Source organism: Micromonospora sp. MP36 (assembly GCF_008119785.1).
In the GTDB taxonomy this organism is placed as follows: Bacteria; Actinomycetota; Actinomycetes; order Mycobacteriales; family Micromonosporaceae; genus Micromonospora.
The window spans coordinates 15,596-30,643 of the sequence record NZ_VSFA01000087.1 but is presented as its reverse complement, the minus strand read 5'-3'; the positions used below and the strand labels follow the sequence as shown (position 1 = coordinate 30,643).

Below are 15,048 nucleotides of genomic sequence, written 5' to 3'. Positions count from 1 at the left end.
GGGGGCGCCGGGGGTGCCGGGGCAGCACCCCGCCCGGCACGCCGCGCCCGGCAGGCGGGGGGGTCTGGGGGGGCCCGGGGGGCCCGCGGCGGGGCCGGGGCGCCCCGCCCGGGCCCCCCGGCCCCGCCCGCCGGTCGCCAGCCACCAGGGCGGGATGCTCGCCTTCGTCATCGAACCGGCGCTGCACGAGCGGCTCACCGCGCTGGTGCACGCCACCGGGGCCAGCCTGTTCATGGTGTTCCAGGCGGCCCTGGCCGCGCTGCTCACCCGGCTGGGCGCCGGCACCGACGTGCCGATCGGCAGCCCCATCGCCGGCCGCACCGACGACGCCGTCGACGACCTGGTCGGCATGTTCGTCAACACACTGGTGCTGCGCACCGACACCGCCGGCAACCCGACGTTCCGGCAGCTGCTGGACCGGGTCCGGGAGGCCGACCTGGCCGCGTACTCCCACCAGGACACCCCGTTCGAGCGGCTGGTCGAGGTGCTCAATCCGCCCCGGTCGATGGCCCGCAACCCGCTGTTCCAGGTCATGCTGGTGCTGCAGAACAACGCCACGGTGGACCTGGACCTGCCCGGGCTGCGGGTCGTGGTCGACAACGTCGGGGCGCACGCGGCCCAGTTCGACCTGTCCATCGACCTGACCGAGCGGCCGGCGGGCACCGGCGGCATCGACGGCCGGCTGGACTACAGCCGGGACCTGTTCGACGAGGACACCGCCGAGCGGATCCTCGCCGGGTTCCTCCGGATGCTGGAGGCCGTCGTCGCCACCCCGGACGCGCCGATCGGCGCGGTCGACGTGGTCGGCCCCGCCGAACGGCGGCGGATGCTGGTCGACTGGAACGCGACCGGCCGGCCGCTGCCCGGCGACGACCCGGTGACCCTGATCCGGGCGGTGGCCGCCGACCGGCCCGACGCGGTCGCGGTGACCGACCCGCGGCAGACCCTCACCTACGCCGGGCTGATCGCCCGCGCCGACGAACTGGCCGCCCGGCTGCGGGCCGCCGGCGCCGGGCGGGGCTCCCTGGTCGCGCTGCTGACCGACCGGGGCGCCGACGCGATCACCGGGGTGCTGGCCGCGCTCACCGCCGACGGCGCCTACCTGCCGCTGGACCCGCGCTCGCCGGTGGCCCGCAACGCCGACCTGCTGGTCGACAGCGGCGCCCGCTGGCTGCTGGTCGACCAGGCGCACGAGGCGACGGCCGCCGAGGTGGTCGCCGCCGCCGGGGTCCCGGTCACCGTGCTGCCGCTGGCCCAGGCCGGCCCGCCGGTCGGGTCCGCGCCGCTGGCCGCCGGCCTGGCCGACCTCGCGTACGTCATCTTCACCTCCGGGTCCACCGGCCGGCCCAAGGGCGCCATGGTGCACCGGCGGGGGATGCTGAACCACCTGCTGGCCAAGGTGGAGGATCTGGACCTCACCGACGCCGACGTGGTGGTGCAGAACGCGGCGCTCACCTTCGACGTCTCGGTCTGGCAGATGCTCTCCTCGCTGCTCACCGGCGGCAGCGTCGACGTGGTCGACGACGACACCGCGCTGGACCCGGGCGCCCTGTTCGGCCGGGTGGAGCGGCACGGGGTGACCATCCTCGAGGTGGTGCCGTCGCTGCTGCGTACCGCGCTGGACGCCTGGGACGCCGGCGCCCCGGTGCCCGACCTGCCGAAGCTGCGCTGGCTGCTGGTCACCGGCGAGGCGCTGCCGCCGCAGCTGTGCCACCGCTGGCTGGCCCGGTTCCCACAGATCCCGCTGCTCAACGCGTACGGCCCGACCGAGTGCTCCGACGACGTCACGCACGCGGTCATCGCCACCCCGGCCGACGTCGACGCGGACCGGGTGCCGATCGGCCGGGCCATCCGCAACACCCAGCTGTACGTGCTCGACGCCAACCTGCAGCCGGTGCCGCCCGGCGTACCGGGTGAGCTCTGCGTCGGCGGCGTCGGGGTCGGCTTCGGCTACCTGGGCGACCCGCGCCGCACCGCCACCGTCTTCGTCGCCGACCCGTTCGCCGACCGGCCCGGCGCCCGCCTCTACCGCACCGGCGACCGGGTCCGCTACCGCCCCGACGGGCAGCTGGAGTTCCTCGGCCGCAACGACGACCAGGTCAAGATCCGTGGCCAGCGGATCGAGCTGGGCGAGGTCGAGGCGGCGCTGCGCGCCGCGGCCGGGGTGACCGCCGCCGCCGTGGCGGTGAACACCGACCCGGCCGGCACCAACCGGCTCGTCGGGTACGTCGTCGGGGACACCGACCCGGAGACGGTACGCGACCACGTCGCCGCCCGGCTGCCGGACGCCATGGTGCCGTCGGTGGTGGTCCGGCTGGACGCGCTGCCGCTGAGCGCCAACGGCAAGGTCGACCGCAAGGCCCTGCCCGCGGTGGACTTCGGCTCCGCCGGCGGTCGGGCCGCCCGCACCCCCCAGGAGGAGCTGCTCTGCGGCGCCTTCGCCGACGTGCTCGGGGTGGCCCGGGTCAGCGTGGACGACGACTTCTTCGCCCTCGGCGGCCACTCGCTGCTGGCCACCCGGATCGTCAACCGGGTCCGCGCGGTCTTCGGCGTGGAGCTGCCGATCCGGGCGGTCTTCGAAACCCCGACCGTGGCCGGCCTCGCCGCGCGGCTGCTGGCCGGCGAGGAGAGCCGCCCGCCGCTGCGCCCCGGGCCGCGCCCCGAACTGGTGCCGGTGTCGTACGCCCAGCGCCGGCTGTGGTTCCTCAACCGGTTCGACGACTCCGACGTCAGCTACAACGTGCCGCTGACGCTGCGGCTGCACGGCGAGCTGGACCGGGCCGCCCTGCACGCCGCGCTGGCCGACGTGACGGCCCGGCACGAGACGCTGCGGACCGTCTTCGTCGAGGTCGACGGCGAGCCGTACCAGCGGGTCCTCGACCCGGCGGCGGCGGTGCCCGGGCTGGCCGAGCACGACGTCACCGAGGCGGAACTGCCCGCCGCGCTGGCCGCCGCGATCGGCCACCGGTTCGACCTGGCCGGCGAGCCGCCGCTGCGCGCCGACCTGTTCCGGCTCGCCGACGACGAGCACGTCCTGCTGCTGCTGATGCACCACATCGCCAGCGACGGGCAGTCAGCCGGGCCGCTCTCGGCCGACCTGGCCGCCGCGTACACCGCCCGGCGGGCCGGCCGGGCGCCGGACCTGCCCACCCTGCCGGTCCAGTACGCGGACTTCGCGCTCTGGCAGCGCGCCGTGCTGGGGGCGGAGACCGACCCGCAGAGCCTGGTCAGCCGGCAGACCGGCTACTGGGCGCGGACCCTCGCCGGGCTGCCCGAGCAGCTGGAGCTGCCGGTGGACCGGCCCCGCCCGGCGGTGTCCAGCCGGCGCGGCGGCAGCGTCACCTTCGACGTGCCGGCCGAGCTGCACGCCCGGCTGACCGGCCTGGCCCGGGAACGGCAGGCGAGCCTGTTCATGGTGGCCCAGGCCGCCCTGGCGGCGCTGCTCACCCGGCTCGGCGCCGGCGAGGACGTGCCGCTGGGCACCCCGATCGCCGGCCGGGTCGACGAGGCCGTCGACGGGCTGATCGGCTTCTTCGTCAACACGCTGGTGCTGCGCACCGACACCTCCGGCGACCCGACCTTCGGCGAACTGCTGGACCGGGTCCGGGCCACCGACCTGGCCGCGTACGCCCACGCGGACGTGCCGTTCGAGCGGCTGGTCGAGGTGCTGAACCCGGCCCGGTCGGTGGCCCGCCACCCGCTGTTCCAGGTCGTGCTGGCGGTGCACAACCACGCCCGGCTCGACGTCGAGCTGCCCGGCCTGGAGGTGTCGGGGCTGCCGGCGGGCACCGGCGGGGCCAAGTTCGACCTGAACGTCAGCCTCGCCGAGCAGGTGAACGAGGCCGGGGGCCCGGCCGGGCTGGCCGGCCGGATCGAGTACAGCGCCGACCTGTTCGACCACGGCACCGTCGAGCGGATCGCCGACCGGCTGCTCACCGTGCTCGCCGCCCTCGCGGCCGACCCGGACCAGCCGATCGGCGCGGTTGACCTGCTCACCGGGGCGGAACGCGAGCAGGTGCTGGTGACTTGGAACGACACCGCCGCCCCGGTGCCGGCGGCGACCCTGCCGGAGCTGTTCGCCGCGCAGGTCGCCCGCACCCCGGACGCGCCGGCCCTGGTCGACGCGGAGACCGAGCTGACCTACGCCGAGCTGGACGCGTACAGCAACCGGCTGGCCCGGCTGCTCATCGCGCGGGGCGTCGGTCCGGAGCGGTTCGTCGCGGCGGCGCTGCCCCGCTCCGCCCGCCTGGTCGGCTGGCTGCTCGCGGTGCTCAAGGCCGGCGGCGCCTACGTGCCGGTCGACCCGGGCTACCCGGCGGACCGGATCGCCTTCATGCTCGCCGACACCGCGCCGGCGCTGCTGCTCACCGACGCGGCCACGGCCGCCGAGCTGCCGGCGGGCGGGGTGCCGCGGCTGCTGGTGGACGAGTGCGACCCGGACGGCTTCGCCGCCGACCCGGTCACCGACGCCGATCGGGTCGCCCCGCTGCGGCTGACCAACCCGGCGTACGTCATCTACACCTCCGGCTCCACCGGCCGGCCCAAGGGGGTGGTGATCGAGCACCGCTCGCTCACCGACTACCTCACCTTCGCCGGCGGCGACTACCAGGGCGTACGCGGCAGTGCGCTGCTGCACTCGTCGGTCTCGTTCGACCTGAGCGTCACGGGCATGTGGGTGCCGCTGACCGTCGGCGGCACGGTGCACGTGGCCGGCCTGGACGACGACCCGGCCACCCGGGAGCGGCTGCGCCGGCACGCCTGTACCTTCCTGAAGGCGACCCCCAGCCACCTGCCGCTGCTGGCCGCGCTGCCGGACGACTACGCACCGACCGCCGAGCTGCTGCTCGGCGGGGAGCTGCTGCTCGGCGAGGTGGTCGACGAGTGGCGGCGCGAGCACCCGGGCGTGGCGGTGTACAACATGTACGGCCCGACCGAGACCACGGTCAACTGCACCGAGTACCGGATCGACCCGGGCGCGGTGATCCCGCCCGGCCCGCTGCCGATCGGCGGCCCGCTGGCCAACACCCGGCTGTACGTGCTCGACGCCCGGCTGCGGCCGGTGCCGCCCGGCGTGCCCGGTGAGCTGTACGTCGCCGGTGGTGGCCTGGCCCGCGGCTACCTGGCCCGGCCGGGCCAGACCGCCGGGAAGTTCGTGGCCGACCCGTTCGGCCCGCCCGGCACCCGGATGTACCGCACCGGCGACATCGTGCGGTGGACCGACACCGGCGAACTGATGTTCCTGCGCCGGGTCGACGACCAGGTCAAGCTGCGCGGGTTCCGGATCGAGCTTGGCGAGATCGAGGCGGTGCTGGCCGGCCACGACGACGTGGCCCGCGGCGCGGTGATCGTCCGCGAGGACCGCCCCGGCGACCAACGCCTGGTCGGGTACGTCGTGCCGGCGCCCGGCCGCAGCCCGCAGCCGGCCGAGCTGCGCGCCGCGGTGGCCGCGGCGATGCCGGAGTACATGGTGCCGGCGGCCGTGGTGGTGCTGGACGAGCTGCCGCTGACCCCGAACGGCAAGCTGAACCGGGGTGCCCTGCCGGTGCCGGACGCCGCCGACACCGGGGCCGGCGCCGAGCGGCGCGCCCCCCGCAGCCACCGGGAGCGGGTGCTGTGCGGCCTGTTCGCCGAGGTGCTCGGCGTACCCGAGGTGGGCATCGACGACGGCTTCTTCGACCTGGGCGGGCACTCGCTGCTGGCCACCCGGCTGATCAGCCGGGTCCGCGCCACCTTCGCGGTGGACCTGGCTCTGCGGACGCTGTTCGAGGCGCCGACGGTGGCCGAGCTGGCCGACCGGCTCGACACCTCAGACGACGGCCGCAGCGCGTTCGACGTGCTGCTGCCGCTGCGCCGGCACGGCGCTCGGCCGCCGCTGTTCTGCGTCCACCCGGCCAGCGGCTTCAGCTGGTCCTACTCCGGCCTGATGGGGCACCTCACCGACCGGCCCATCTACGGCCTGCAGTCGCGGGGCCTGGCCGAGCGCGACGAGTTGCCGGGCAACGTGGGGCAGATCGCCGAGGACTACCTGGCCCGGATCCGCGAGGTCCAGCCGGCCGGCCCGTACCACCTGCTGGGCTGGTCGTTCGGCGGGCTGATCGCGCACGAGATCGCCGCCCGGCTGCGGGCCGACGGCGAGCAGGTGGCGCTGCTGGCGCTGCTGGACTCGTTCCCGAAGACCGAGGCGGAGCGGGCCGAGCCGGCGATCCTCAACCGGGCCGAGTTCCTCGGCGGGATGCTGCAGCTGGCCGGCTACCCGGCCGACGCCGCCGCCGGGTCGGTCGACGAGGAGCAGGTCGCCGAGCTGCTCAGCCGCAACGAGGGCGTGCTCGGCCGGCTAGAGGCGCGGCACATCACCGCCCTGTACGAGGTGTTCGCCAACAACTCCCGGCTGGCCCGGGAGCACCGCCCGGGGCACGTCGACCTCGACGCGCTGCTGTTCGTCGCCACCCGCGACCGGGCACCCGGGGTGGACCCGCGGGCCGCCTGGCGGCCGTACCTGTCCGGCGGCGTGCAGACGCACGACGTCGACTGCCAGCACAACGACATGACCCAGCCGGAACCCCTGGCCGCCATCGGCCGGGTGCTGGCCGAGCGGCTGAACGCGATCGACACCGATTCCGAGCGAGAGGGAGAACCGCGATGAGCAGCAACCCGTTCGAGAACGAGGAGGGCCGGTACGTGGTGCTGGTCAACGACGAGGGGCAGCACTCGCTGTGGCCGTCGTTCGTGCCGGCGCCCGACGGTTGGCACACCGCCTTCGGCGAGGACAGCCGGCAGGCCTGCCTCGACTACGTCGAGCGCGAGTGGACCGACATGCGCCCGAAGAGCCTGATCGCCGCGATGGCCGCCGACGGCGCGGCCGCGGCCCGCTAGGGGGACGGGATGGAGCAGCGCACCGCGCTGGTCACCGGCGGCTCGCGTGGCATCGGCCGCGCGGTGGCGCTGCGGCTGGCCGAGGACGGGTACGACGTGGCGTTCTGCTACCGCAGCGGCGGCGAGGCGGCGGCGGAGACGGCCGACGCGATCAAGCAGCGCGGGGTGCGCTGCTTCCACGCCCCCTGCGACGTGGCCGACCCGGACGCGGTGACCGAGTTCGTCGCCGCCGCCGAGGCGGACCTCGGGCCGGTGGAGGTGCTGGTCAACAGCGCCGGCATCGTCCGGGACAAGCCGCTGGTGCTGATGCCGTTCGCCGACTGGGAGGCGGTGCTGGACACCAACCTCACCGGCACCTTCAACTTCTGCCGGACGGTGGTGTTCGGCTTCATGAAGCGCAAGCGCGGCACCGTGATCAACATGTCCTCGGTCGCCGGGGTGTACGGCAACGCCACCCAGGCCAACTACTCGGCCAGCAAGGGCGGGATCAACGCGATGAGCCGCGCCCTGGCCAAGGAGCTGGGCCCGTACGGGGTCCGGGTGAACGTGGTGGCGCCCGGGTTCATCGAGACGGACATGACCGCCGCGCTGTCCGAGAAGGCCCGGGCGAAGGCGGTCGGCATGATCCCGCTGCGCCGGCTCGGCCAGCCGGCCGACGTCGCGGAGCTGGTGGCCTTCCTCGCCTCCGACCGGGCCGCATACATCACCGGCCAGGTGCTCCAGGTCGACGGCGGGATCGTGCTCTGACGGCGCGAGCCGACCTTAAGCCGGCCTCGAGCCGGCGCCGGTGCAATACGGACAGAGATCGGAGAGGAGGGCCATGAGCCGCAGTTTCGCCGCGCCACTGGACGCGGTCGACCAGGTGGACCCGAGCGCCGACGGCATCACGGCGACCAAGCGGATCGTGGCCACCGACCCGTACCTGGCGGGCCACTACCCGGGCTTCCCCATCTACCCGGGCGTGTTCACCGTGGAGACGGTCCACCAGGCGGCCCGGCGGGCCGTCGAAGCCGACCGCGGCCCGGACGTCCGGGTGGAGCTGGCCGCCGTGCGGTCGGTCCGGTTCAAGGCGCCGCTGCTGCCCGGTGACGTGCTCACCGCGAGCTGCCAGCTGCGCGACGACCCGGACGACCCGCACCGGGTCCGGGTGGTCGCCGACTGCCGCCGCGGCGACGGCGCGGCCACCGCAAAGGTCACCCTGGAGCTGCGGGTACGGCCGGGGGCGACCGATGCTTGAGTACGCCGACCTCACCGCGATCCTGCCGCACCGGCACCCGATCCTGCAGGTGGACCGGGTCCTCGAGGTGGAGCCCGGCCGGCGCATCGTGGCGATCAAGGCGGTCACCGGCACCGAGCCGTGCTTCGCCGGCCTCGCCGAGGGCCTGCCGCAGTCCGCGTACGCCTATCCACCGGCGCTGATCGTGGAGTCGCTCGGGCAGGCCGGGGCGGCGCTCTGGCTGCTCTCCGCCCGGGCCACCGGCGAGACGCCGGAGGGCACCCTCGTGTTCGGCGCGGCCCGGGACTTCGAGTTCCTCGGCGCCGCGTACCCGGGCGACGTCCTGCGCCACGAGGTGGTGGTGGAGTCGCTCAAACCCAACAGCGCGGTCATGCGCGGCGAGACCTGGGTCGGCGAGCGGCGGATCGCCGTCGTCGGCTCGATGCTCGCGGTCGCCCGGCCGGACACCGAACTGGCCGCCGGGCCGACCGGCTGAACCAACCAGTCACACCAGAGAAGGGAAGGCAGCACGATGACCCAGGTCATGAGCAACCGGATGAACGAGTTGCGCGAGGTCGTCGCCGAGGTGCTCGAGGTGGAGCCCGAGGAGATCACCGAGACCAGCCACTTCGTCGACGACCACGAGGCGGACTCGCTGCGGGCGATCGAGATCCTGGCCCGGCTGGAGAAGATGTACAAGATCGAGATCCCGCAGACCGAGCTGCCCAGGATGGAGAACCTGCGCGCCGTCTACGACGTCGTCAAGCAGTACGCCGGCTGGCAGGACTGACCCAGATGACCGCCCCGGTCCCGCCGCGGGGAGCCACCACCTGGCCACCCCGCGGCGGGCGAGGCTCGGAGGTACGCCGTGACCTGGTATCCCGTCGTCGAGGCCGAGCGCGACGGCGAACGCCTCGCCGTGCACCGCGGTCCGGGCGACGGCCCGGCGCTGGTGCTCGCCCACGGCCTGGAGGATTCCTGGCACACCTGGCGGCCGTTCGTCGACGAGCTGGGCACTGACCTCCCCTTCACCCCCTATGCCCTCGACCTGCCCTGGCGGGCTGGCGCCCGGTACGGCTGGGTGTACCGCACGCACCCGGCCACCCTGCTGCGGCACGCCCTGGCACTGCTCCCCGAGCCGCCCGCGCTGCTGGTGGGCCACTCGTTCGGGGCGAACGCGGTGCTGGAACTCCTCGCCGCGGCAGACCGGCCCGCTCCGACCACGCCAGCTCGGCGCGTCTGCCACCGCGCCGCGACCTGGAGCCGTCGTCTGGACGGCGTCGTGCTGCTCGCCCCGCACTTCCGACCCCCCGACGACCCGGTCGACTGGCGGCTCCACGACCGGGAACTGGCCCGGTTCCGCGCTGTGATCGGGGAGGGGCTCCGGCTCCGGCTGGGCGAGCGGCGGCACACCCTGGACCCGGACCTGGTCGACACCATGGTGGCGAAGGCCCTCGACCGGGTCAGCCCACTCGCTTTCGTCGCCCTGCTCCGCCAGTTCCTCACCACCGCGGAGCTCGGGCTCGACGCCGTCACGGTGCCCACCCTGGTGGTCACCGGCACGCTCGACCCGGCCCTGGCCGGCGCCCGCACCGAAGCGCTCCGCCGGGCCATGCCGGTGGCGTCCGTGCACACCCGGCCCGACGGCGGTCACTTCTGCCACCTGGAGCAGGCCGCCGCGGTGACCGCGGAGATCCGGCGGTTCCTCGCGGCGCTGCCCACCCCGACCCTCGCCTGATCCCGAGGAGAAACCCCGACATGCGTAAGCCTCCCCGGCTCTACTTCTCGTTCCGCAGCCCGCGCAGCTGGCTCGCCGTACGCCAGCTCACGGAGCGCTGGCCGGAAGCGCCGGACGTCATCACCTTCGTGCCGCACTGGGCGCCGGCGGACGGGTTGCGCGCCGCGTTGGCCGAGGCGGACTCCGGCTTCCTGGACACCCCGATCAGCCGCGCGAAACACGAGTACCTGCTGGTCGACACCAACCGGCTGGTGCACCGGCTCGGGTACCGGATGGTGTGGCCGGCGGACATGGATGTCGACTGGGCGGTGCCGCACCTGGCCTGGCTGTACGCCCGCGAGCAGGGCCGCGGCTGGGAGTTCTACCAGGCGGCGGTCCGCGCCCGGTGGGAGGAGGGCGAGAACATCAGCGACCCGGCGGTGCTGGCCGGCCTGGCCACCGAGGCGGGGATCGACCCGGCCGGGGCGGTCGGCGCGGCCGCCGACCCCGGGCTGCGCGAGGCGGCGGTGCAGGCGCTGGCCAGCGCGTACGACGACGACATCTTCGCGGTGCCGTACTTCATCGTCGGCCGGCACCGGTTCTGGGGCCTGGAGCGGCTGGACGGTTTCCTCGACGCCCTGCACACCGCGGGGGTACGCCCGTGACCGTGCTGGCCCCGGTCCACCCGGCGCCGACCGGCGGTGGCCGCACCGTGCTGCTCGGCACGGTCTCCTCCGACGCGCACACCTGGAACCTGGTCTACCTGCAACTGTTGCTGGAGGAGGCCGGGCATCGGGTGATCAACCTGGGCGCCTGCGTACCGGAGGAACTGTTCGCCGCCGAGTGCCGCCGGAACAACCCCGACCTGGTGGTGGTCTCCAGCGTCAACGGGCACGGCGGCACGGACGGCAAGCGGCTGGCCGCCGTGCTGCGGGCCGACCCGGCGCTGGCCGACGTGCCGATCGTCATCGGCGGCAAGCTGGGCGTCGACGGCAGCCTGACCGGGGCGCAGGTCGCCGAACTCTTCGCCGCCGGCTACACGGCCGTCTTCGACGACGGCGCCGACCGGGACCGGTTCCTGGAGTACCTCGGCCGGCTCGAACTCGTCGCGGCGGACCGGTCGGGATGAGCGAGCGAACCATCGGGCTCAGCAGCGGGACGCCACGCGCCGCCGCTGCGCAACGCGGAGCGGCGCCGTGAGCGAGCGGAGCGGCGGCGTGAGCCTGCCGCGCGGTCCGTTCGCCGCGGCCGTCGCCGCCGCGCAGGCGCGGGGCGAGCTGGTCGTGCAGCCCCGGATGGGCTTCGGCGACCCGGCCACCATGCGCGCCGGCCTGGACGCGGTGGCCCGGGCCCGGGCGGTCACCGTGGCCACCGTGACGCTGGACAGCTACACCCGGGTCGGCGACCACGCGGCCGTCCGGCGCGCCCTGGCCGACGGGTCACCCCTGAACGGGTACCCGATCGTGGCGCACCCCCCGGAGGTGACCCGCTGGGTGCTCGCCGCCGCCGGGCGGCACGACGTGCCGGTGCAGGTGCGGCACGGCTCGGCGCGACCCGAGCAGATCTTCGCCGCGCTGTTGCGGACCGGGGTGGACGCGACCGAGGGCGGGCCGGTCTCGTACTGCCTGCCCTACAGCCGGGTGCCGCTGCGGGACGCGGTCGACAGCTGGGCGCGGTGCTGCGCCGGCTACACCCGGCTGCGGGACCTCGGCGTCGAACCGCACCTGGAGAGCTTCGGCGGCTGCCTGCTGGGCCAGCTCTGCCCGCCGAGCCTGCTGCTCGCCGTGACCGTGCTGGAGGGCATGTTCTTCCGGCAGCACGGGCTGCGCAGCGTCTCGCTCAGTTACGCGCAGCAGACCTCGCCGGAGCAGGACGAGGAGGCGCTGGCCGCGCTGCGCCGGCTGATCGACGAATGGCTGCCCGACCTGGACAGCCACGTGGTGCTCTACACCTACATGGGCGTGTATCCCCGGACCACCGAGGGGGCGCTGCGGCTGCTCGGCACCGCCGCCCGGCTGGCGGTACGCGGGGCAGCGGCCCGCCTGATCGTGAAGACCCCGGCGGAGGCGCACCGCATCCCGACCATCGAGGAGAACGTGGCCGCGCTGGAGCACGCCGCCCGGGTCGCCGCCGCCGAGCGACCGGCCCCGGCCGAGGCCCCGGACACCGGCATCTACGCCGAGGCGCGGACGCTGATCGAGGCGGTGCTGGAGCTCAGCGAAGACGTCGGGGTCGCCCTCCGCCGGGCCTTCCAGCGCGGCTACCTGGACATCCCGTACTGCCTGCACCCGGACAACGCCGGGCAGGCGCGCGGATACATCACCGACCGGGGGCGGCTGGCGTGGTCCCGGGCCGGCCGGATGCCGGTGACCGTCGACCGGTCGGCCGGCGGACGGCCGGTGGAGATGACCAGCGACGGGCTGCTCGCCGCGCTGTCGTACGTGGCCAGCCGGTACGACACGGCCGCGCCGGAGGTCGGGACCCGTCCCGTCGTGGAGTTGCCCGCCACGGAGTTCGCCCACCGGCCCGCCCAGGGATCACCCGTACCATGACCGTCCATGACCCGTTCCGCGCCGATCGAACCGCCGGCCACGCCGCTGACTGACGGCACGGTCGCGCTGCGGCCGCGCCGGGAGTCCGACGTCGAGTCGATCGCCGCGGCCAGCCACGACCCGGAGATCCGCCGCTGGCTGGACGACGAGCCGATGGACGCGCAGGCGCGCCGCGACTGTGTGGCGCGGGGCGAGGACATGTGGCGCAGCGGGAAGGCCGCCCCGCTGGTGATCGCGGACGCGTCGACCGACGAACCGGTCGGGAGCATCAACCTCCAGTTCCGCAGCGACACGGTGGCCACCGTCGCGTACGGGGTGTTCCCGCAGCGCCGGGGGCAGGGCGTCGCGCCCCGGGCGGTCCGGCTGCTGGCCCGCTGGGCCCTGACCGACCTGGGCCTGGCGCGGCTGATCCTGGAGGCGGACGAGGCGAACCTGGCCTCGATCCGGGTGGCGGAGAAGGCCGGGTTCCACCGGACCGGCACCCGCACCGAGCCGGCGGGCGACGGCGACCGGCGGACCATCGTCGTCTTCGCGCTCGGCAAATCCGGCGCGACGGGCTGACCGGGTCAGGCGGGGGTGAGCCGGGCGTCGGTCAGCATCACGACGCCGCTCGGGTCGCCGCACTCCACCCGGAGGGTGAGCTGGTCCGCCTTCTCCACGACGGCGGTGAGCGGGCGCGGCTTGCCCGGTTGTGCCCGCTGCTCCGCGCCGACCTCGCCGGTGGTGACGCTCGTGTCCGGCTGCTGGTCACCCCGGATGACCGTGACCAAGGTGGCCGACTGTTGGTCCGAGCCGGGCGGGTAGTACGGGTGCACGGTCGCGTCGAACCGCTGGTAGTGCCGGGAGAGCTGGTAGGTGACCACCGTGGCCGGATCGCTGCCGTTGCGCGGGCAGCGGATCGCGATGGCGTGGCTGGTGTAGTCGGGCCGCTTCCGAACCGCGGGCGGGATGTCGACCAGCTTGTCCTCGCCGTTACGCGGGGTGAGGTCGGCCAGGTAGACCCCCGGCCCGGACGAGGGGGTGCTGGACGGCGACTGCGAGCCCGTCGTCGGGCCGCCCGGCGAGTTGGTCGTCGGCCCGGCCGGTTGGTCCCCGCCGACGGTCGCCGGCGGAGGCGTGGCGTCGGCCGCGGGGTCCTTGGGCCATTGCCAGGCCAGGATCGACACCAGCAGCCCCAGCGCGCCGATGACTGTGCCGATCGCGGTGGCGCGGTCGCGCGGGCGCCGACCGCCGGACAGCCGGCCGGAACCGGCCGGATCGTGCTGGGGGGATGTGCTCACCGCTCGCCACCTGAGGAAACCAAACGCCGTCGCGCGACGTCATTTGCCGGATCATGACAAGGTACAAGGGACGCTCGATCGAGGGATCGTCGACAACCTAGCGGATGCTCCGGTGCGGTACGGTGTCGGTCGACCACAGTGGATGATCTAGTTCGAGGATACGGGTGGGCGATGAGCATTCCGGATTCCTTCGTTCCGCCGCCGGCCGCGCCGAACGACGGCGCCACGGACCCGTCGAGCACCGGCGGCCCGGGCCGCCCGGCTCGCTCCGGCGCTGGTCTCCTGGCCGTGGCGGTCGCCGGGGTGGCGCTGGTGCTCGCCCTCGTCTCGGCGCTGCTGTCCTGGCGGGCGGCGGACCGGGCGAACGAGGCGCTCGACAAGCTCTCCGCCGTGGCGTCGCCAGCCGGCGTGGGGGCCGCGCCGAGCCAGCCGCCGACGTCGGGTCCGCCCGCCGCGGAGCAGACGACCGATGCGCCGGCACCCACCGAGTCCGGCGCCGTGCCCGAGCTGAACAAGCAGACCCGGTACGAGGTCAGGTACACCGCCCAGACCCTGCGGGTGCCGGCCGGGTCCGGCTGCAGCGACTCCGTCTACATCGACCTGGACGAGCCGCGCGTGCAGACCGAGAGCGGCGTCGCCGAGTTGGAGTTCCGCCGGCCGTGCGGCACGGGTTCCCCGTACTTCAACCTCACCTCCGACGACGTCGATGCCGGCGAGGTGAGCTCGGACAAGGTGACCCCGTACGACTGCGCGGACCAGATTCGGACCAGCCCCATCGCGGGCGAGGAGCAGGCGCTGCGGAGCGGCCAGGTCTACTGCATCACCACCTCGATCGAGGCCGCACGCTCCTCGGCCAACACCTGGAAGCTGGTGCTCCTCTCGGTGACCGCGACCCCCAAGGACGGCTCGGTCACCTTCACGGCGTCCGCCTGGAACATCCCCGCCTGACGGTCACCCACACCCGGGCCTGGCGGGAACGAACCGACCCGTCGGACCTCAGCGCCGGGCCAGCGCCAGCACACTCAGACCGAACATCAGGACACCCAGGGGGAGATGGACCGACGGGACGTGCGCGATGCCCAGCACGACCTGGACCGAGGCGAGTACGAGGAATCCTGACGCGTGCCAGACAGCCCGGGGTGAACCGCCGCCCGGCTTCCACGCCAGCACCGCCGCGATCACGTACAGCATCGACGCCCCGTACATCACCCGGGCTCCGACACTGTGCAGCGTCTCGCCGTAGGACGAGGTCAGCAGCAGTCCGGCGGAGACCGCCTGAAGGAAGATGGTCAGGGTCTGCAGGGCGATCGCGAGCTGCAGGAACGAGGAGCCGCGTGCTGCGTTCGCCGTCACCTGGGTGGCCATGTCACAGTCCCCTTTTCCGCCCGCGGGCAGTAGGTCGATAGGGTC

The 15,048-nt window shown here is 74.5% G+C and carries 14 protein-coding genes; 12 read left to right on the top strand and 2 right to left on the bottom strand.

The annotated features are described in order from the left end of the window. The first annotated feature begins 13 nt into the window (after positions 1-13). The 11 genes from FXF52_RS32500 (at position 14) to FXF52_RS32450 (ending at position 12,919) form a co-directional block, all read left to right on the top strand. Positions 14-6,643 (top strand): non-ribosomal peptide synthetase, encoded by a 6,630-nt coding sequence (locus tag FXF52_RS32500; RefSeq protein ID WP_148802808.1) that lies wholly within the window; start codon positions 14-16, stop codon positions 6,641-6,643. Next, the gene (locus FXF52_RS32495; RefSeq protein WP_148802805.1) at positions 6,640-6,873 is read left to right on the top strand and encodes an MbtH family protein; all 234 of its coding nucleotides are present in this window, start codon (positions 6,640-6,642) and stop codon (positions 6,871-6,873) included. Before FXF52_RS32500 ends, FXF52_RS32495 begins: the two co-directional genes overlap by 4 nt. Before the next feature lie 9 nt (positions 6,874-6,882). Further along, the gene (gene fabG, locus FXF52_RS32490; RefSeq protein ID WP_148802803.1) at positions 6,883-7,620 is read left to right on the top strand and encodes a 3-oxoacyl-[acyl-carrier-protein] reductase; all 738 of its coding nucleotides are present in this window, start codon (positions 6,883-6,885) and stop codon (positions 7,618-7,620) included. A gap of 73 nt (positions 7,621-7,693) precedes the next feature. Next, complete coding sequence (locus FXF52_RS32485) at positions 7,694-8,110, top strand: 3-hydroxyacyl-ACP dehydratase FabZ family protein (protein WP_148802800.1); 417 nt, start codon at positions 7,694-7,696, stop codon at positions 8,108-8,110. Then, entirely contained in the window at positions 8,103-8,585 is a 483-nt protein-coding gene (locus FXF52_RS32480; RefSeq protein WP_148802797.1) for a 3-hydroxyacyl-ACP dehydratase FabZ family protein, read from the top strand. The genes FXF52_RS32485 and FXF52_RS32480 overlap by 8 nt, the downstream gene beginning before the upstream one ends. 36 nt (positions 8,586-8,621) lie before the next feature. Further along, positions 8,622-8,879, top strand: a complete 258-nt coding sequence (locus tag FXF52_RS32475) for an acyl carrier protein (RefSeq protein ID WP_255472567.1) — start codon at positions 8,622-8,624, stop codon at positions 8,877-8,879. A gap of 78 nt (positions 8,880-8,957) precedes the next feature. Next, complete coding sequence (locus FXF52_RS32470) at positions 8,958-9,827, top strand: alpha/beta fold hydrolase (RefSeq protein ID WP_148802794.1); 870 nt, start codon at positions 8,958-8,960, stop codon at positions 9,825-9,827. A gap of 20 nt (positions 9,828-9,847) precedes the next feature. Beyond that, the gene (locus FXF52_RS32465; RefSeq protein WP_148802791.1) at positions 9,848-10,471 is read left to right on the top strand and encodes a 2-hydroxychromene-2-carboxylate isomerase; all 624 of its coding nucleotides are present in this window, start codon (positions 9,848-9,850) and stop codon (positions 10,469-10,471) included. Beyond that, positions 10,468-10,935, top strand: coding sequence for a cobalamin B12-binding domain-containing protein (locus FXF52_RS32460; protein ID WP_148802788.1), 468 nt, complete (start codon positions 10,468-10,470; stop codon positions 10,933-10,935). The genes FXF52_RS32465 and FXF52_RS32460 overlap by 4 nt, the downstream gene beginning before the upstream one ends. Before the next feature lie 67 nt (positions 10,936-11,002). Further along, the gene (locus tag FXF52_RS32455) at positions 11,003-12,358 is read left to right on the top strand and encodes a methylaspartate mutase (RefSeq protein WP_370518055.1); all 1,356 of its coding nucleotides are present in this window, start codon (positions 11,003-11,005) and stop codon (positions 12,356-12,358) included. A gap of 6 nt (positions 12,359-12,364) precedes the next feature. Then, complete coding sequence (locus FXF52_RS32450) at positions 12,365-12,919, top strand: GNAT family N-acetyltransferase (RefSeq protein ID WP_148802783.1); 555 nt, start codon at positions 12,365-12,367, stop codon at positions 12,917-12,919. Between the two features lie 5 nt (positions 12,920-12,924). On the opposite strand, the gene FXF52_RS32445 is transcribed toward FXF52_RS32450, so the two are convergent. Then, positions 12,925-13,638 (bottom strand): hypothetical protein, encoded by a 714-nt coding sequence (locus FXF52_RS32445; RefSeq protein WP_148802780.1) that lies wholly within the window; start codon positions 13,636-13,638, stop codon positions 12,925-12,927. Between the two features lie 171 nt (positions 13,639-13,809). Between FXF52_RS32445 and FXF52_RS32440 the strand changes: the two genes are divergently transcribed. Next, entirely contained in the window at positions 13,810-14,586 is a 777-nt protein-coding gene (locus tag FXF52_RS32440; RefSeq protein WP_148802777.1) for a hypothetical protein, read from the top strand. Positions 14,587-14,634: 48 nt separating this feature from the next. Here FXF52_RS32440 and FXF52_RS32435 read toward each other — a convergent pair whose 3' ends face one another. Further along, positions 14,635-15,003 (bottom strand): hypothetical protein, encoded by a 369-nt coding sequence (locus tag FXF52_RS32435; RefSeq protein WP_148802774.1) that lies wholly within the window; start codon positions 15,001-15,003, stop codon positions 14,635-14,637. Positions 15,004-15,048: the final 45 nt, after the last annotated feature.

Coding starts and splice junctions, on each gene's coding strand:
- FXF52_RS32475 (WP_255472567.1), top strand. CDS start 8,622: ATGACCCAGGTCATGAGCAACCGGATGAACGAGTTGCGCGAGGTCGTC.
- FXF52_RS32450 (WP_148802783.1), top strand. CDS start 12,365: ATGACCCGTTCCGCGCCGATCGAACCGCCGGCCACGCCGCTGACTGAC.
- FXF52_RS32495 (WP_148802805.1), top strand. CDS start 6,640: ATGAGCAGCAACCCGTTCGAGAACGAGGAGGGCCGGTACGTGGTGCTG.
- FXF52_RS32485 (WP_148802800.1), top strand. CDS start 7,694: ATGAGCCGCAGTTTCGCCGCGCCACTGGACGCGGTCGACCAGGTGGAC.
- FXF52_RS32480 (WP_148802797.1), top strand. CDS start 8,103: ATGCTTGAGTACGCCGACCTCACCGCGATCCTGCCGCACCGGCACCCG.
- FXF52_RS32440 (WP_148802777.1), top strand. CDS start 13,810: ATGAGCATTCCGGATTCCTTCGTTCCGCCGCCGGCCGCGCCGAACGAC.
- FXF52_RS32465 (WP_148802791.1), top strand. CDS start 9,848: ATGCGTAAGCCTCCCCGGCTCTACTTCTCGTTCCGCAGCCCGCGCAGC.
- fabG (WP_148802803.1), top strand. CDS start 6,883: ATGGAGCAGCGCACCGCGCTGGTCACCGGCGGCTCGCGTGGCATCGGC.
- FXF52_RS32435 (WP_148802774.1), bottom strand. CDS start 15,003: ATGGCCACCCAGGTGACGGCGAACGCAGCACGCGGCTCCTCGTTCCTG.